Source organism: Pseudomonas caspiana, from assembly GCF_002158995.1.
Lineage (GTDB): Bacteria > Pseudomonadota > Gammaproteobacteria > Pseudomonadales > Pseudomonadaceae > Aquipseudomonas > Aquipseudomonas caspiana.
The window spans coordinates 55,143-70,766 of record NZ_LOHF01000019.1 but is presented as its reverse complement, the minus strand read 5'-3'; the positions used below and the strand labels follow the sequence as shown (position 1 = coordinate 70,766).

Below are 15,624 nucleotides of genomic sequence, written 5' to 3'. Positions count from 1 at the left end.
TCGCCCATGACCCGGCCTCTAGATAAATCGCAATCAAGCCTGCAAAACGTCGCCGTTGACGCGCGCGCAACACACCTCGCCACAGCGGTGCGCGCGACATTGATATGCGTGGCCTTGGGCGCTGCCGCGTTGCCTTTAGCGGTTCACGCTCAAGACGGTGCGGTGGTGATCGGTGCTGTGCGCAGCTATTCCATCGGCGCTGGCCCATTGGGCGAAGCCTTGAACCAGTTCGCCCGGCAAGCGGGTATCACCTTGGCCGCCACGCCGGCTCAAACTGCCGGCAAGCAATCGCCGGGCCTGCAAGGCAGCTATGCCCCGGATCAGGCGCTAAGCATCTTGCTTGGGAGTAACAGCCTGCAAGCTGTCACAGAGGATGGCAGCAGTTACGTGCTGCGCGAAACGGCGGGTGAAGTACTGGCATTACCGAGCACCGATATTCGTGGCTTCGCACTGGGCAACGCCTTGGGCAGCATGGAAGGCTACAACGCGACTCATAGCCAGATCGCCACCAAGACCAGCACGTCGGTGCTGGAAACGTCGCAGTCTGTGTCGGTCGTCACTCGCCAGCAAATGGATGATCAAGGCTCACAAACCGTATCGCAGGCCATGCGTTACACGCCGGGCGTGTTGACCAACCCTTACGGCGCGACCCATCGCTACGACTATGTAGCCTTGCGCGGCTTCAACGACGGCTCTGTGGATAACATTTACCTGGACGGCCTCAAGTCCATGGGCGATAGCGGCACCTACAGCACGATGCAGGTTGATCCGTACTTTCTGGAGCGGGTCGACATCCTGAAAGGTCCATCTTCAGTTCTGTACGGCCGCAGTTCGCCGGGTGGTCTGGTGGCATTGACCAGTAAAAAACCGTTGTTTGAGCCGTACCATCAGGTTCAGGCCACCGTTGGCACGCAAGGACAACGCGGCATGGGGTTCGATTTCAGCGGGCCCGTGGATGAAGACAAGCGCATCGCTTATCGCCTGACCGGGCTTGTGGATAAGTCAGACACGCAATTCGATCACGTCGAAGAGAAGCGCTACGCGCTGGCGCCGACCGTGAGCATCGACTTCAGCGAAGACACATCGCTGACCCTGCAAGCCTATCTGCAACACGACCCGGAAGGCGGCTATCACGGCGGCGTACCGGCCAGTGGCACGCTGCGCAAGCGTAATGGGCAACGTATCTCCGAGCACTTCTTCGATGGCGAGCCTGGAGTCGATGGCTTCAGTCGCGATCAACAATCCTTCGGCTACCAGTTCGAGCACCGCTTCAACGATGTGTTTACGGCCAGACAGAACTTCCGTTATCTGGACTCGAAGGTGAAGAACGATCAGATCTACGCCTACGACTGGACAACGCCCACCAGCAACGAGCTGACGCGCTATTACTCCGGTGGTGACGAGCGGCTGCACGCGTTCATCGTCGATAACATGTTGCAGGCTGAGTTCTTCACCGGTTCGGCCAAGCACACGGCGTTGCTCGGTGTTGACTACCAGCGACGCAAGACCGTGGTGGACTGGACCAGTGGTTCGGTCGCATCGCTCAATGGTTTCGACCCGGTTTATGGCAATTCGGCGATCAGTTACTTCAGCCCGACCAGCTACGTACGCCGTCTGGAGCAGACCGGCGTTTATGCACAGGACTTGATCGAGCTGGATAAATGGCGCTTCTCGCTGGGCCTGCGTCAGGACTGGGTGGAAACCTCGGACGAGAACCGACTGGCAGAGGCCGGGCGGCCAGAGGGTACCGAAATCAGTGATCGACGCACCAAGCTCACCGGCCGGGCAGGTGTGCTGTATCTGTTCGATAACGGTATTGCGCCGTACGTGAGCTATTCAGAGTCGTTTAACCCGAACTCGTACGCCGACAGTGATGGCAACCCTCTGGCGCCAACAGACGGCACTCAATGGGAAGCAGGCATCAAGTACCAGCCACCCGGAACGGACAATCTGTTTACCGCCTCGGTATTCCGGATTGATCAGGAGAATCTGGCTTCCAAACTGCCGCAAGAGAATTTCTATCGCCCTATTGGCGCGGTACGCTCCCAGGGTCTGGAGCTGGAAGCGCACGTGCAGTTAACCGACAACTTCAAAGTGTTGGGCGGCTACACACTGACCGACATCGAATACTCCAAATCGATGATCAGCACGTTGAGCACGCCCACCAATGTCATCGAGAACAAAGGCAACTCACCGACACAGGCCCCTAAACACATGGCGTCGGTATGGGGCGACTACGCCTTCAACAGCGGTGCGCTGGATGGCCTGCGTCTGGGCGCAGGAGTGCGCTACGTCGGCTACAGCTGGGCAGATGCTGAAAACACCCTGAAGGTGCCGTCCTACACGCTGTTCGACGCTTCAGTCGGTTATGACCTGAGCAAAGTCGGGCTCAAAGGCGTCGACGTACGGGTTAACGCGAACAACCTGACCAACGAATCTTACGTCGCGTCCTGTGCAAGCCTGAGCTACTGCTATCTGGGTGAGGAGCGCAACGTCAGCGCCACGGTCAGCTACACCTTCTAACCGGTCGTTAGCCTGCTCCCACCCAGGGAACAGGCCTAACTACGAGGCAACGGCAACGCCGTCGTGTACTTCAACTGCTCCATGGCGAAGCTGGAGGTAATGGTCGAAAGGCCTTCAGTGCTGCTGATCAGCTTTTTGTAAAAGCGGTCGTAGGCGGCCATGTCGCTGACGACCAGTCGCAGCATGTAGTCCCATTCGCCGGCCATTCGGTAGAACTCCATGACCTCTTCGTACTGCATGACGGTTTGGGCGAATTGCTCAAGCCACTGAGTGTCATGGCGCTGGGTCTTGAGCTGGACGAAAACCGACAACCCCAGCCCCAGCTTTTCCGGATCAAGAAGCGCAACTCTGGATTTGATGTACCCGGCCTCTTCGAGCTTTTTGACTCGCTTCCAACAGGGCGTTGTTGAGAGGTTGACGGCTTCAGCAAGGTCTTTGAGCACGATGGAGGCATCACGCTGCAAAATACTGAGGATATGGCGATCAAGACTGTCCATTTTTCAATTCAGTCCTTTGGGAGAATATTTTTCTAAAAATGAGGCTAAACAATAGAACAAAAAGAAATCCTTTTTCCCAGCATTCAGTAACATTTGCCATCAAGAATAGATGTGATTTTGCTGAGGCGCAGAAGAGATGAATGACTGGATTCGTACCGCGATCAAAACCCTCAACTGCGATCAGCAGCGCTCGGCCGATACCCACATGCTCAAGCTTGATGTTCCGGCACTGAACGGTATCGATATCTACATCAAAGACGAAAGTACTCACCCCAGCGGTAGCTTGAAGCATCGTCTGGCGCGCTCGTTATTTCTTCATGCGATCTGTAGCGGCAAGATTCGCCAAGGCACGCATGTAGTGGAGGCCTCTTCCGGCAGCACTGCAGTATCGGAGGCGTATTTCGCAAAACTGCTGGGGCTGCCTTTTACCGCAGTCATGCCGCGTCATACCGCGAGCAAGAAAATCCAGCAGGTCGAGCTGCTTGGCGGGCGCTGCCACTTTGTGGAGCAGTCCTGCGACATGTATCCAGAAGCTGAACGTCTGGCCCAAGTCGACAACGGCCATTACATGGATCAGTTCACCTACGCCGAACGGGCTACAGACTGGCGCGGCAATAACAACATCGCCGACAGCATCTTTGATCAGTTGAGTGGAGAAGAACATCCCATTCCGACGGCTATTGTGATGAGCGCAGGAACGGGCGGCACGTCATCGACTATCGGTCGGTTTATTCGCTACAAGGGCCACGCCACCAAACTGATCGTCGTAGACCCGGAGAATTCGGTGTTCTACGACAGCTACCGCAGCGGTGATACCAGCCTGACCAGCCTCAAGGGCAGCCGCATTGAAGGCATTGGACGGCCCAGAGTCGAAGCGTCGTTTCTGCCGGGCGTGATTGACGACATGTTGCAAATCCCTGATGCAGCAAGCATCGCGACCCTTGGCTGGCTGGAAAAGCTGATCGGCAAGAAGCCCGGTGGCTCCACCGGGACAAACGTGTGGGGCGCGCTGACGGTAGCGCTACAAATGCAGGAGCAGGGCTTGAAAGGCTCAGTGGTGACGTTGATGTGCGACAGCGGCGAGCGCTATCTGGATACCTATTACGACCCGCAATGGGTCGAGCGCACCATCGGTGATCTTTCGCCGTATTCGAAAAAGCTGGAACGGTTGATGGTTGCAAGGTGAGGCAGATGCAGAAGGGGATGCACCATTTTGTGTCCGCAGGAATGTCCTTTTTATACTGACACCACCCTGTCATGCAGAAAATGCAAATCCCCGTGGGAGCGAGGCTTGCCCGCGATATAGACGCCTAGGTACTCAGGTAGACCGCGTTATCATTTATCGCGAGCAAGCTCGGCTCCCACAGGGATGATCGATATCTGTGGGGAGGATTGCCCGCGATGAAGGCGCCGCGGTTTATCAGAAACCCGCGTCATCGTTCATCGTTGGAATGCCGCCCAGACCAAGCTTGGCTCCCACAAAACCGTCGCATGTCAGCTCTACTCACCCGCAGGTGGATTCAGCTTCGCTTCCATCTCTGCAACTTTCGCCTCAAGCGCTTCAAGGCGGGCACGGGTGCGGGCGAGGACGGCCATCTGGCTGTCGAATTCTTCCCGGCTGACCAGATCCAGTTTGCTGAAGCCGCTTTGCAGCAGGGCTTTGAACTGGGTTTCAAATTCGTTACGCGGGATCGGCGTTTCGCCATTGAACAAGCGCGAGGCGTGGCCGCTCAGGGCATCGAGGAAAGCTTTGGGCGCGAGCATGTCTACCTCCGGTTTCAGATGGGCGGCAGTGTAGCACGGAGCGTCTATAGTCATTTCCAGCGGCATCGGGCGCACGATAATGGCGCACCAGCGCGTGCACGAACGCACTTTAGTTGTGCGCCAATACGCTTCACAGAGAGGTTCAGGTGCCTGAAACAGGGATCAAGGGCCTGTATTCAATGAAAATTCACGAGATGGCAAGCTTTCTGCTTAGTCGCTGATGACCCATGCACTGATGCAGTCGTGTTGACGAATACAGTGCGGCAGGCGGAGCGGGGAATGTTTCGTCAAAAGCGGTTTTCTGGGGTTGGTCGGACCTCCTTCAGGCGACCGATGCGTTACAAAGCCAGGCACTGCGCTTAGACTTGAGTCGGGTTTGTTTTCCTGGGGCAAGTCCACCAATTCGGGAGAAAGTTTCATGAAGCTAGTCACTGCCATCATCAAGCCGTTCAAATTGGACGACGTGCGCGAGTCGCTGTCCGAAATCGGCGTGCAGGGCATCACCGTTACTGAAGTCAAAGGCTTCGGACGTCAGAAAGGCCACACCGAGTTGTATCGCGGTGCGGAATACGTAGTCGACTTCCTTCCCAAGGTGAAGATCGATGTTGCTATTGACGATAAGGATCTGGATCGCGTTATCGAGGCGATAACCAAAGCAGCCAACACCGGCAAGATTGGTGACGGCAAGATCTTTGTTGTGAATCTGGAACAGGCCATTCGCATCCGTACCGGCGAAACCGATACCGACGCAATCTAAGCCGCCAACCCAACGCCCCAGGAGAAAACAATATGACTCTGCGTCAATTCGCAGGGCTAGGAGCCCTGTTGTCCCTCGTAACCCCTGGCTTGGCCATGGCGGCAGACGAAGTGGCAGCCCCAGTCCTCAACTCAGGCGACACCGCCTGGATGCTGACTGCAACAGCCTTGGTGCTGTTCATGACCATCCCCGGCCTCGCGCTGTTCTACGGCGGTATGGTCCGCTCTAAAAACATTCTTTCCGTGATGATGCAGTGCTTCGCTATCACTGGTTTGATCAGCATCCTGTGGGTCGTTTACGGCTACAGCATTGCGTTCGACACCACTGGTATGGAAGAAGGCGTCGTCAACTTCAACTCGTTCTTCGGCGGCATGGGCAAAGCGTTCCTGGCAGGTGTGACACCTGCGAGCATCACTGGCGCTGCGGCTCTGTTCCCTGAAGCGGTGTTCATCACCTTCCAGATGACCTTCGCGATCATCACTCCAGCCCTGATCGTCGGTGCTTTCGCAGAACGCATGAAGTTCTCCGCAATGCTGATCTTCATGGCTATCTGGTTCACTCTGGTCTACGCGCCAATCGCGCACATGGTCTGGGGCGGCGTCGGTGGCTTGATGTGGGACTGGGGAGTCCTGGATTTCGCAGGCGGCACCGTTGTTCACATCAACGCTGGTGTGGCTGGCCTGGTGGCGTGTCTGGTACTTGGCAAGCGTAAAGGCTTCCCTACCACTCCAATGGCACCGCACAACCTGGGTTACACCCTGGTCGGCGCAGCAATGCTCTGGATTGGCTGGTTCGGCTTCAACGCCGGTTCCGCCGCTGCTGCCAACGGCACTGCAGGCATGGCCATGCTGGTTACTCAGATCGCGACCGCCGCTGCTGCACTGAGCTGGATGTTCGCTGAGTGGCTGACTCACGGCAAACCAAGCGCGCTGGGTATCGCTTCGGGTGTTGTTGCGGGTCTGGTGGCTATCACTCCGGCTGCCGGTACTGTTGGCCCGATGGGCGCTTTGATCATCGGTCTGGCGGCAGGCGTTATCTGCTTCTTCTGCGCCACCAGCCTCAAGCGCAAGCTGGGCTACGACGACTCCCTGGACGCTTTCGGCGTGCACGGCATCGGCGGCATCGTCGGCGCAATCCTGACCGGCGTATTCGCAGCCCCTGCTCTGGGCGGCTTCGGTACTGTGACTGACATCGCGGCTCAGGTCTGGATTCAGTTCAAAGGCGTGGCGTTCACCGTGGTTTACACGGCGATCGTAACCTTCATCATTCTCAAGGTGCTGGACGCGGTCATGGGCCTGCGTGTCACCGAAGAGGAAGAAGCTGTCGGCCTAGACCTTGCGCAACACAACGAGCGTGGCTACAACTTGTAAGCCACTGTAAAAAAATGCCCGGTTTACCGGGCATTTTTTTGTCTGGAGTTTGTCGATAGATTGCCCGGCAAAGCGTTTGGCCAGATACTCAGGCCGCTTTGCAAGGGGCATTCCTGACAGTTTGCAGAGTTCCTCGCCACGTTGGCGAGCAAGCGTCGATGGCTTACAGAAAAGACGGATTATTGCGCGCTTTGCTTTTTCTACCAGCGCGTTAGAATGCGCGCCGAATGTGCGGAGAACTGTATGTGGCAACAGACCAGAATTACCCTGCGGGCCAAGCCACGCGGGTTTCATCTGGTAACCGACGAAATTCTTGCAGGCTTGCCGGAGCTGCGGGGGTGCCGAGTCGGGTTGTTGCATTTGTGGCTGCAGCACACCTCGGCGTCGTTGACCGTCAACGAGAACGCTGACCCGGCTGTACGTCGTGACTTCGAGCGCTTTTTCAACCGTCTGGTGCCACAAGGCACCCACGGCTTTGAACATGAGGACGAAGGCCCTGACGACCTGCCGGCGCATTTCAAAGCCAGTTTGCTAGGCTGCCAGTTGGTTTTGCCGGTCTCGGCGGGTCGATTGGCCTTAGGCACCTGGCAAGGTGTTTATCTGGGTGAGCACCGTGATGCTGGCGGTGCTCGCAACGTCCTGGCCACCCTTCAGGGTGAACAGGCATAACCGCTGTTTTGCAGCGGATGTTGAATTTTTTCCGGCAGCATTCGAAAACGTGCACAGCTGGGCTATAACTAATCTGCTTTCGCAAGTCATGAGGTAGAACATGAGCGACGATGACAACGACGATCTGGTTGATGATCTGGAAGGTGAAGAGGACGGTGAGGAGCTTGCAGCTGCTCCCGAAGACGATGGTGCTGAAGCCGATGACGGTGCGGAAGCTTCGGTAACGCCGACCAAAGGCAAGGCCAAGGCCGCTGTCTCGGTTGATGAACTGCCTAGCGTTGAAGCCAAAAACAAAGAGCGTGACGCTCTGGCTCGCGCCATGGAAGAGTTCCTCGCCCGCGGTGGCAAGGTGCAGGAAGTGGAGGCCAACGTGGTCGCCGATCCGCCCAAGAAGCCGGACAACAAATACGGTAGCCGCCCTATCTAAGGGTGTGATGCCGGATAAGAAAAAGCCCGCTGTCGCTGCGGGCTTTTTTTTGGCAAAAATCTGGCTGCTTGCCCGAACACGCGGGAAATTTTTTGATAGCACGCAAGCGGATGTGACAACGTGGGACCGGCTTTAGCCGGGAAGAGGCCGGAACGACCGCAACATATTCATTGGCTGAAATGCCGCCTTCCCGGCTAAAGCCGGTCCCACGTCGTCACCCACATTGAATCTCTCACAATCATCACCAACCGCAACACCAGCTACATCCAGCTACGCAATACATCCGGCAATTGCGTCAGGCTGCTGATCTCGGCGTCAGGCAGTTTGTCGGCTTCCCAAGGCTTACCAGCCGGGTTGTACCAGATCGCTCGCATACCGGCTTGCTGAGCGCCTGCGATGTCGTCGCCAGGGTGATCGCCGATGTGCACCGCAGCGCCCGCATCGACGTCGGCGCGCTTGAGTGCTTCCACGAACGGAGCAGGGTCAGGCTTGCCGATGCCCAGGTCTTCGGCACACAGCGCAAAGGCGAAATAATCGGCCAGCCCCAGGCGACGCACATCGGCATTGCCGTTGGTGATTACTCCCAGGGTGAAGGTCCTGGCCAGAATCTCCAGCGTCGGATGGACCTCTGGGAAGATCTCGACCTGATGGCGGCCGTGCAGGAATACTTCAAACGCCTGATCAGCCAGCGCCCCAGCTTCAACCGAGGGGTAACCGGCGTCTTCTAGCGCATGGAACAGCACGCGCCGCCGCAGCGCGCTGATGCGGTACTTGAAAGTGGGGTCGGCTTCTACCAGACGCGCACGAATTTCCCCCAAATGCTCGACTGGTACCGGACCAAGCTTTGGCGCATTTGCCGCGAGCCATTCGCGCAGGATGGCCTCTGCGCCGACGATGGCCGGCGCGGTATGCCACAAGGTGTCATCCAGATCGAAGGTGATCAGCTTAATCATGGTCAGAACCTTTACGTTTAGCCCGCGGATGGGCGCTGTCGTAGACCGACGCCAAATGCTGGAAATCCAGATGGGTGTAGATCTGCGTGGTTTTGATGTCGGCATGGCCGAGCAATTCCTGCACAGCGCGCAGATCCTGGGAAGATTCGAGCAAGTGACTAGCGAAAGAGTGACGCAACATGTGCGGGTGCAGGTTCTGCCCTAACTCGCGCTCGCCGGCGGCCTTGACCCGCTTCTGGATAGCACGCGGCCCTAAACGTCGACCTTGCTGGCTGATGAATACAGCGTCATCTTCAGGGTTAGCCAGGGCACGCAGTGCAATCCACGCCTGCAGCGCCTCACGGGCCTTCCTGCCCACTGGCAGGACTCGGGTCTTGCTGCCTTTACCCAAGACTTGCACCAGACCTTCGCTCAGGTCCAGTTGCTCCATGTTCAAGCCGGTCAGCTCGGACAAACGCAGCCCTGACGAATAGAACAACTCCAGAATCGCCTGATCGCGATGGGCAAGGAAGTCATCTTCAACACCCCCGTCCAGCAATTGCAGAGCGCGATCCGTATCCAGGGTTTTCGGCAGGCGTCGTTCGCCTTTGGGCGGCGACAGGCCGTTGGCCGGGTCATGCTCGCAGATGCCTTCGCGATTGAGGTAGTGATAGAGCCCACGCACCGCTGACAGCAGACGCGACAGACTGCGCGAGGATTGCCCCTGCTGATGCTGGCGGGCAATCAGGCTGCGCAGGTGCTGAATGTCCAGCGCAGCCCAACTGTTGAGTTGCTGCTTCTCGCAATACGCCAAAACCTTGTTGAGGTCGCGGCGATAAGCTTCGAGTGTATGGGGCGACACTTGGCGCTCACTGCGCAAATGTGTGCAGTAAGCGTCCAGCTGTCGTTCCATCACTAGCGAACCGAGCGTAAGGAGTGGGTGAAGCGCGGCAACAGACGGCTGAGCACATCGGCGATGTAGTTGAGGAACAGGGTGCCGACCGAGCTTTTGTAGTGTTGCGGATCGCGACTGCCGATGGCCAACACGCCATGCAGGCCGAGATGGCTGAGAGTCGCAACAGCGGTTGAACCGACTTCCTTGCCCTGCTCAGCGCCAAACAGGAAGGTCAGCTCATGCTCACGCAACGCGCCGCACACTGTTTTGTCGCCAATCAGCCCGCCAATCGCTTTTTGCGCGTCGGCACTGCTGACCCAACGGCCAACCGGCATTGCGCTGTCGCTGAACAGGATCAAGCTGACGAAGGGCACCTGGAAGTCCTGACGGAGGCTGTCTTCAACAGCGATCACAATCTCTTCGAGACTGCTGGCGTCCATCAATGCAAGATTAAGGCGGCGGGTCTTCTCGAACAGCCGGTCGTTATCGCGGGCAACGTCCATGAGTTGTGACAGACGATGGCGCATCTCGATGTTGCGCTCGCGCAGCAGCTTGAGCTGGCGTTCAACCAGCGAAACAGTGTCGCCGCGCTGATGCGGGATACGCATCGACACCAGTAACTCGTCGTGCTCGGCAAAGAAATCCGGGCGTTCAAGCAGGTAAGCGATGATCGCCTCTGCTTCAAGATTTGGCGCTGCGTTATCGACCGGCGATTCGCTAGGCTTGTCGGTTGAAGTCTGAGGCTTGTCAGTCATCGCGTTTGCTCACTCATAGACGAACTTGGCCTTCATATACCCGGACAGCGGGGCCGGTCATCAAAACCGGATGACCGGGGCCTGCCCATTCGATCGACAGACGACCACCGGGCAGATCGATCAGCAGTGGCGAATCCATCCAGCCCTGGCTGATAGCCGCAACGGCTGCCGCGCACGCGCCGGTGCCACAGGCCTGGGTTTCCCCGGCTCCGCGCTCCCAGACGCGCAATTGCGCACGCTGACGATCGACAACGTAGAGAAAGCCAACGTTGACCCGCGCCGGAAAGCGCGGATGGTGTTCAATTTTCGGACCCAGCTCATGCACCGGGGCACCGTTGATGTCGTCCACGCGCAATACCGCATGCGGGTTACCCATGGAAACAGCCGCCAGTTCCACCGTTTGCCCGTCGACATCAAAGCTGTAGCTCAACGCCTGCTCGGTGGCCTGGAACGGGATATCCGCCGGCACCAGCCGTGGTGGCCCCATATCGACGCTGATCTGGCCGTCGTTGCGGATTTCCAGCTCGATGATGCCGCTCTTGGTTTCGACCTTGATCAGGCGCTTGGCGGTCAGGCGCTTGTCCAGTACAAAACGGGCAAAACAGCGCGCACCGTTGCCACACTGCTCAACCTCGGAGCCATCGGAGTTGAAAATCCGATAGCGGAAATCGACATCCGGGTTAGTCGGCGTTTCAACCAGCAAAAGCTGATCGAAACCGACACCGGTATGCCGATCACCCCATTGTTTGGCGTGTTTGGGCAAAATATGCGCGTGCTGGCTGACCAGGTCCAAAACCATGAAGTCGTTGCCCAGGCCGTGCATCTTGGTAAAACGCAGCAGCATGGGTTACTCCGGCAGCAGGCTTTCGCCAGCAAACAGCTCGGCCACGGTCTCGCGGCGGCGTACTTCGTAAGCCTGCGAGCCGTCGACCAACACTTCGGCGGTACGGCCGCGGGTGTTGTAGTTCGAGCTCATGACAAAACCATAGGCACCGGCCGAATGCACGGCCAGCAGATCACCTTCAGCCAGAGCCAGTTCGCGGCCCTTGGCGAGGAAGTCGCCGGTTTCGCAGATCGGGCCGACGATGTCGTAGGCGCGAGGCGCGCTGTCACGCGGGCGAACGGCAGTCACGTCCATCCAGGCTTGATACAGCGCCGGACGGATCAGGTCGTTCATCGCCGCATCGACGATGGCGAAATCCTTGTGCTCAGTGTGCTTGAGGTATTCGACCTGGGTCAGCAGTACCCCTGCGTTGGCGACGATAAAGCGGCCGGGTTCGAAAACCAGTGACAGGTCACGACCTTCCAGACGCTCACGAACGGCCTTGATGTAATCAGAAGCCAGCGGTGGCTCCTCATCGCGATAACGCACGCCAAGACCGCCACCCAGATCGATGTGGCTCAGCAGGATGCCGCAATCGCCCAGACGATCCACCAGGGCCAGCAGACGATCCAGCGCGTCAATGAACGGCTCAAGCGTGGTCAGTTGCGAGCCGATGTGGCAATCGACACCGACGACTTCCAGGTTAGGCAGCTGTGCAGCGCGGACGTAAACGTCTTCGGCGTCAGCAATGGCAATACCGAACTTGTTTTCTTTGAGGCCAGTGGAGATGTACGGATGCGTGCCTGCGTCCACATCCGGATTGACGCGCAGCGAGATCGGCGCGCGAACGCCCATTTCGGCAGCGACAATCTGCAGACGCTCAAGCTCATCGGTGGACTCGACGTTGAAGCAGTGCACGCCCACTTCCAGTGCGCGACGCATGTCATCACGGGTCTTGCCGACACCGGAGAAAACAATCTTGTCGGGACGGCCGCCAGCAGCGAGTACACGTTCCAGCTCGCCACGGGACACGATGTCGAAGCCCGAACCCAGACGCGCCAGAACGTTGAGCACGCCCAGGTTGGAGTTGGCTTTGACAGCGAAGCAGACAAGGTGCGGCATGCCTTTCAGGGCATCAGCGTAGGCGTTGTATTGCGCTTCGATGTGAGCGCGGGAGTAGACGTAGGTCGGCGTGCCGAAACGCTCGGCAATGGCAGACAACGCTACACCTTCCGCGAACAGCTCACCGTCGCGGTAGTTGAAGGCGTCCATGGAATTCCCTTAAAGATGCTTGTGCGATTGCGACTTGGCTTGATCGTCGGAAGACTTCTGGTCATCCGGCAGGTACAACGGGCCCTTTTGGCCACAGGCGGTAACAAGACAAGCGACCGCGACAAGCGCAGCAAGCGAAGAGATCAGGCGCTTCATGGCGAAATCCTTTGTAAAAGCATTAATTGCGCCCGAGTATACCGGCCACCCAGCGGCTTGCCTACGTAGCCGGGTTCCCGTCCGGCGGGGCTTTGACGCTACGCTAGCGTTTTAAGACAGGCAGGGCGAATTATTGGCGTCTGTGTTGCTCGTTGGGCGGGTAAGCTTTGCATTTGCCTTTAAGCGACCGTATCTTGCGTCGCTGCGCCAACAGCCGACACTTTTTGAGGTTCCCCTGATGAGTTTGACCGAAGCCCGTTTTCACGATCTGGTCGATGCAACCCAGCAAAATCTGGAAGATATTTTCGATGAAAGCGGCCTGGACGTGGACATTGAAAACTCGGCCGGCGTGCTGACCATCAAATTCGAAAATGGCACTCAGCTCATTTTCAGTCGCCAGGAACCTCTGCGTCAGCTCTGGCTGGCAGCGCGTTCCGGCGGTTTTCACTTCGACTACGACGAAGAAGAGAACCGCTGGAGCTGCGATACCAGCGATGAGCTGTTGAGCGAAATGCTTAAGCGCTTCACGCTGGAGCAGGCTGGCGTAGAACTCGACTTCGACGAGATCTGATTGTGACGACTGCCGCCGTACGCCCGCCCAAGCCGCTGTACAGTAACGTCAGCCCGGCTGTGCCGTCGCCTTGCATCAGCCTGTGCCGTCTGGATGAGCAGAAAGTCTGCCGGGGCTGCTTCCGCCATGTCGAAGACATCCGTGAGTGGCGCTCGGCGGACGATAATCGCCGCCGGCAGATTCGCGCCAACGCGGACGAGCGCCGTGCAGCCGCTGATTCAAATCCTGCGCCCGACGCTTAGGAACGCTGGTGGGTTGTGTATCCCTCACGCTGTGTTAGTGTCCAGACATGCTTCATCGATGAAGCCCTTCAAAACCCCGCCACTCCAGGCGGGGTTTTGTTTTATGCAGCGCAGAAAAGGAGCCTGCCAACATGTCGACACAACCTTCCATCATCCTGACCCGGCTGGACGTGCAGCGTCTTGAACAGTTGATCGAAAGCCTTGAGGACAACACTCCCGGCCTCGAAGCCCTGCAAGCCGAACTGGACCGCGCAGAGCAAGTGGTCAGCCACGAAGAAGTGCCCGCTGGTGTCGTGACCATGAATTCAAAGGTGCATTGCCGCGAAGAAGTCAGCGGCAAGGATTACCACCTGAAACTCGTTTACCCGAAAGATGCTGGCAACGAAGGCACAGTGTCCATCCTCGCCCCGGTCGGCTCAGCATTGCTGGGCCTACAGGTCGGCCAGCACATCGACTGGCCCGCGCCGGGCGGCAAGACCCTCAAGCTGACCCTGCTGGCGGTGGAGTATCAGCCGGAGGCGGCGGGGGAGTATTTGTAACCATCAGATCCGATCGAATCTGGACCTTCCCCTGTGGGAGCCGAGCTTGCTCGCGATAAGGACGACACGGTTTAAAGGCAGGCCGCGTTATCGTTCATCGCGAGCAAGCTCGGCTCCCACAAGGGTTGCTACTACGCCCTGTGCAACGTCGCCAAAAACCCTGCCGCGCCCACGAAAAGACCGGCAAAGGTGCGGTTCATGCGGCGTTGCTGTTTTGGGGTCTTGAGCGCGCGCAGCACCCTTGAGGCCAGCCCGGTGTAGCCAGCCATAACAATCATGTCCACGGTCACCATGGTTGCCCCGATAGTCAGGTACTGAGCAAGCAGTGGTGCGTTCGGGTCGATGAACTGCGGCAGGATTGCGAGCATGAACACCAGCGCCTTGGGGTTACTGATGTTCACCAGAAAGCCGCGTGTGATCAGCGCCAGCGGCTTACCGATAGGGCGAATGGTCGAGTCTTCGGACAGATCGGCAGGCAGTGCCCGCCATTGTTTGATGCCCAGATACACCAGATATGCCACACCAAACCATTTGATCAGTGTGAAGGCCATGTCCGAGGCAGCGAGTACAGCGCCGAGGCCTGCGGCGACAATCGCGATCTGTGCAGCCAGTGCGATTTGCAGGCCCAGGGCGTTCCAGTAGCCGCGCCAGAAGCCATAACGCAAGCCGCTGGACATCGACGCAATAGCGCCTGCACCCGGCGAAAGACTGATTACCCAACAAGCAGCAAAAAAAGCCAGCCATGTATCGAAAGACATCACACACCTCGGACAAACACCAATGCCCGATAAGCTATTAGCTTCTCGGGCAATTGACTAGGTTCAGCAGGGGCTGACGCGAAAATTAATTTTCCGGCGTTTTATCGACCGCAATGGTCGGGAAGCCGTCCGTACCGCGCCAACGGCGCACCGACTTCTGGAAAAACTGGCTATTGGGGACCTGCACCAGCGCGCCGCCGGCCTCGGCAGGCTCGATCAGCGTGGTGAACATCAGATTGATTTCCAGTACTCGGCCTTTGACGCCCGGCTTGTCGAGGGTATCGACCAGCTCGACCACATCGCCAATTCGAAACGGGCCGATGGTGTAGATCAAAACGGCGCAGAGCAGGTTGGACAGCACACTCCACATAGCGAAGAACGCCACGGCGGCAACCGCAACGAAGCCTGAGAGCGCGGTCCACAACACGGTGGCAGAAACGCCCAGCTGACCCAGTACGATCACGAACGCACTGCCCATGATGAACCAGCGCAAACCGCCGCGCAGTGGCAGCAGCAGCTCAGGCGGCAACGGATAACGCTCGCCGAGACGGGTGAGAAAGCGCCCAACCAACCGCTGTGCCATGTAACCAGCGACCAGGATCAACAGGATCTGCAACCCCAGCCAGATCGGCTCCACCCAATGCGGCGGAACCAGTGATCCAAATGCGTCCATC

At 58.0% G+C, this 15,624-nt stretch carries 19 protein-coding genes; 9 read left to right on the top strand and 10 right to left on the bottom strand.

Translation table 11 applies throughout. The features are described from left to right. Nucleotides 1–6: 6 nt before the first annotated feature. Nucleotides 7–2,523, top strand: a complete 2,517-nt coding sequence (locus AUC60_RS19950) for a TonB-dependent siderophore receptor (RefSeq protein WP_087271578.1) — start codon at nt 7–9, stop codon at nt 2,521–2,523. A 35-nt stretch (nt 2,524–2,558) separates the two neighbouring features. Here the strand turns inward: AUC60_RS19950 and AUC60_RS19945 are convergent, their stop codons facing one another. Further along, nucleotides 2,559–3,020: an Lrp/AsnC family transcriptional regulator gene (locus tag AUC60_RS19945; RefSeq protein ID WP_087271576.1), complete on the bottom strand. Its 462-nt coding sequence runs from the start codon at nt 3,018–3,020 to the stop codon at nt 2,559–2,561. 136 nt (nt 3,021–3,156) lie between these two features. On the opposite strand from AUC60_RS19945, the gene AUC60_RS19940 reads away from it, so the two are divergent. Then, nucleotides 3,157–4,206: a PLP-dependent cysteine synthase family protein gene (locus tag AUC60_RS19940; RefSeq protein ID WP_087271572.1), complete on the top strand. Its 1,050-nt coding sequence runs from the start codon at nt 3,157–3,159 to the stop codon at nt 4,204–4,206. A gap of 314 nt (nt 4,207–4,520) precedes the next feature. On the opposite strand, the gene AUC60_RS19935 is transcribed toward AUC60_RS19940, so the two are convergent. Then, the gene (locus AUC60_RS19935) at nt 4,521–4,784 is read right to left on the bottom strand and encodes an accessory factor UbiK family protein (RefSeq protein WP_087271569.1); all 264 of its coding nucleotides are present in this window, start codon (nt 4,782–4,784) and stop codon (nt 4,521–4,523) included. A 418-nt stretch (nt 4,785–5,202) separates the two neighbouring features. Between AUC60_RS19935 and glnK the strand changes: the two genes are divergently transcribed. The 4 genes from glnK (at nt 5,203) to sutA (ending at nt 8,007) form a co-directional block, all read left to right on the top strand. Continuing rightward, nucleotides 5,203–5,541, top strand: a complete 339-nt coding sequence (gene glnK, locus AUC60_RS19930) for a P-II family nitrogen regulator (protein ID WP_002555808.1) — start codon at nt 5,203–5,205, stop codon at nt 5,539–5,541. Nucleotides 5,542–5,573: 32 nt separating this feature from the next. Next, nucleotides 5,574–6,911 (top strand): ammonium transporter, encoded by a 1,338-nt coding sequence (locus AUC60_RS19925; RefSeq protein WP_087271566.1) that lies wholly within the window; start codon nt 5,574–5,576, stop codon nt 6,909–6,911. Between the two features lie 243 nt (nt 6,912–7,154). Continuing rightward, the gene (locus tag AUC60_RS19915; protein ID WP_087271563.1) at nt 7,155–7,580 is read left to right on the top strand and encodes a secondary thiamine-phosphate synthase enzyme YjbQ; all 426 of its coding nucleotides are present in this window, start codon (nt 7,155–7,157) and stop codon (nt 7,578–7,580) included. 100 nt (nt 7,581–7,680) lie between these two features. Beyond that, nucleotides 7,681–8,007, top strand: a complete 327-nt coding sequence (gene sutA, locus AUC60_RS19910; protein ID WP_087271561.1) for a transcriptional regulator SutA — start codon at nt 7,681–7,683, stop codon at nt 8,005–8,007. Nucleotides 8,008–8,267: 260 nt separating this feature from the next. Here sutA and AUC60_RS19905 read toward each other — a convergent pair whose 3' ends face one another. Genes AUC60_RS19905 through lptM form a run of 6 tightly spaced genes read right to left on the bottom strand, consistent with a single transcriptional unit; the run spans nt 8,268 to nt 12,840 of the window. Next, nucleotides 8,268–8,960: an HAD family hydrolase gene (locus tag AUC60_RS19905; RefSeq protein ID WP_087271558.1), complete on the bottom strand. Its 693-nt coding sequence runs from the start codon at nt 8,958–8,960 to the stop codon at nt 8,268–8,270. Further along, nucleotides 8,953–9,852, bottom strand: coding sequence for a tyrosine recombinase XerC (gene xerC, locus AUC60_RS19900; RefSeq protein WP_087271556.1), 900 nt, complete (start codon nt 9,850–9,852; stop codon nt 8,953–8,955). The genes AUC60_RS19905 and xerC overlap by 8 nt, the downstream gene beginning before the upstream one ends. Nucleotides 9,853–9,854: 2 nt before the next feature. Then, a complete protein-coding gene (locus AUC60_RS19895; protein WP_087271553.1) occupies nt 9,855–10,589 on the bottom strand; it encodes a DUF484 family protein in 735 nt (244 codons plus the stop codon). Nucleotides 10,590–10,602: 13 nt separating this feature from the next. Then, the gene (gene dapF / locus AUC60_RS19890) at nt 10,603–11,433 is read right to left on the bottom strand and encodes a diaminopimelate epimerase (protein ID WP_087271550.1); all 831 of its coding nucleotides are present in this window, start codon (nt 11,431–11,433) and stop codon (nt 10,603–10,605) included. Nucleotides 11,434–11,436: 3 nt separating this feature from the next. Further along, nucleotides 11,437–12,684, bottom strand: a complete 1,248-nt coding sequence (gene lysA, locus AUC60_RS19885; RefSeq protein WP_087271547.1) for a diaminopimelate decarboxylase — start codon at nt 12,682–12,684, stop codon at nt 11,437–11,439. A 9-nt stretch (nt 12,685–12,693) separates the two neighbouring features. Then, entirely contained in the window at nt 12,694–12,840 is a 147-nt protein-coding gene (lptM, locus tag AUC60_RS19880; protein ID WP_049827215.1) for an LPS translocon maturation chaperone LptM, read from the bottom strand. Between the two features lie 238 nt (nt 12,841–13,078). Between lptM and cyaY the strand changes: the two genes are divergently transcribed. The 3 genes from cyaY (at nt 13,079) to rnk (ending at nt 14,192) form a co-directional block, all read left to right on the top strand. Continuing rightward, nucleotides 13,079–13,411 (top strand): iron donor protein CyaY, encoded by a 333-nt coding sequence (gene cyaY, locus AUC60_RS19870; protein WP_087271744.1) that lies wholly within the window; start codon nt 13,079–13,081, stop codon nt 13,409–13,411. Nucleotides 13,412–13,413: 2 nt separating this feature from the next. Then, nucleotides 13,414–13,653, top strand: coding sequence for a DUF1289 domain-containing protein (locus AUC60_RS19865; protein ID WP_087271544.1), 240 nt, complete (start codon nt 13,414–13,416; stop codon nt 13,651–13,653). Between the two features lie 131 nt (nt 13,654–13,784). Continuing rightward, entirely contained in the window at nt 13,785–14,192 is a 408-nt protein-coding gene (rnk, locus tag AUC60_RS19860; RefSeq protein WP_087271541.1) for a nucleoside diphosphate kinase regulator, read from the top strand. A 131-nt stretch (nt 14,193–14,323) separates the two neighbouring features. Here rnk and AUC60_RS19855 read toward each other — a convergent pair whose 3' ends face one another. Both AUC60_RS19855 and AUC60_RS19850 read right to left on the bottom strand, forming a co-directional pair. After that, a complete protein-coding gene (locus AUC60_RS19855) occupies nt 14,324–14,950 on the bottom strand; it encodes a LysE family transporter (RefSeq protein ID WP_087271538.1) in 627 nt (208 codons plus the stop codon). An 85-nt stretch (nt 14,951–15,035) separates the two neighbouring features. Then, nucleotides 15,036–15,623: a mechanosensitive ion channel family protein gene (locus tag AUC60_RS19850; RefSeq protein WP_087271535.1), complete on the bottom strand. Its 588-nt coding sequence runs from the start codon at nt 15,621–15,623 to the stop codon at nt 15,036–15,038. Nucleotide 15,624 lies beyond the last annotated feature (1 nt).

Bases quoted from the DNA above. Each gene is read 5' to 3' on its own strand.
- AUC60_RS19950 (WP_087271578.1), top strand. From the start codon at position 7: ATGACCCGGCCTCTAGATAAATCGCAATCAAGCCTGCAAAACGTCGCC.
- AUC60_RS19935 (WP_087271569.1), bottom strand. From the start codon at position 4,784: ATGCTCGCGCCCAAAGCTTTCCTCGATGCCCTGAGCGGCCACGCCTCG.
- AUC60_RS19945 (WP_087271576.1), bottom strand. From the start codon at position 3,020: ATGGACAGTCTTGATCGCCATATCCTCAGTATTTTGCAGCGTGATGCC.
- AUC60_RS19855 (WP_087271538.1), bottom strand. From the start codon at position 14,950: ATGTCTTTCGATACATGGCTGGCTTTTTTTGCTGCTTGTTGGGTAATC.
- cyaY (WP_087271744.1), top strand. From the start codon at position 13,079: ATGAGTTTGACCGAAGCCCGTTTTCACGATCTGGTCGATGCAACCCAG.
- xerC (WP_087271556.1), bottom strand. From the start codon at position 9,852: ATGGAACGACAGCTGGACGCTTACTGCACACATTTGCGCAGTGAGCGC.
- lysA (WP_087271547.1), bottom strand. From the start codon at position 12,684: ATGGACGCCTTCAACTACCGCGACGGTGAGCTGTTCGCGGAAGGTGTA.
- dapF (WP_087271550.1), bottom strand. From the start codon at position 11,433: ATGCTGCTGCGTTTTACCAAGATGCACGGCCTGGGCAACGACTTCATG.
- rnk (WP_087271541.1), top strand. From the start codon at position 13,785: ATGTCGACACAACCTTCCATCATCCTGACCCGGCTGGACGTGCAGCGT.
- AUC60_RS19850 (WP_087271535.1), bottom strand. From the start codon at position 15,623: ATGGACGCATTTGGATCACTGGTTCCGCCGCATTGGGTGGAGCCGATC.
- AUC60_RS19940 (WP_087271572.1), top strand. From the start codon at position 3,157: ATGAATGACTGGATTCGTACCGCGATCAAAACCCTCAACTGCGATCAG.
- AUC60_RS19905 (WP_087271558.1), bottom strand. From the start codon at position 8,960: ATGATTAAGCTGATCACCTTCGATCTGGATGACACCTTGTGGCATACC.
- glnK (WP_002555808.1), top strand. From the start codon at position 5,203: ATGAAGCTAGTCACTGCCATCATCAAGCCGTTCAAATTGGACGACGTG.
- AUC60_RS19925 (WP_087271566.1), top strand. From the start codon at position 5,574: ATGACTCTGCGTCAATTCGCAGGGCTAGGAGCCCTGTTGTCCCTCGTA.
- sutA (WP_087271561.1), top strand. From the start codon at position 7,681: ATGAGCGACGATGACAACGACGATCTGGTTGATGATCTGGAAGGTGAA.
- AUC60_RS19895 (WP_087271553.1), bottom strand. From the start codon at position 10,589: ATGACTGACAAGCCTCAGACTTCAACCGACAAGCCTAGCGAATCGCCG.
- lptM (WP_049827215.1), bottom strand. From the start codon at position 12,840: ATGAAGCGCCTGATCTCTTCGCTTGCTGCGCTTGTCGCGGTCGCTTGT.
- AUC60_RS19915 (WP_087271563.1), top strand. From the start codon at position 7,155: ATGTGGCAACAGACCAGAATTACCCTGCGGGCCAAGCCACGCGGGTTT.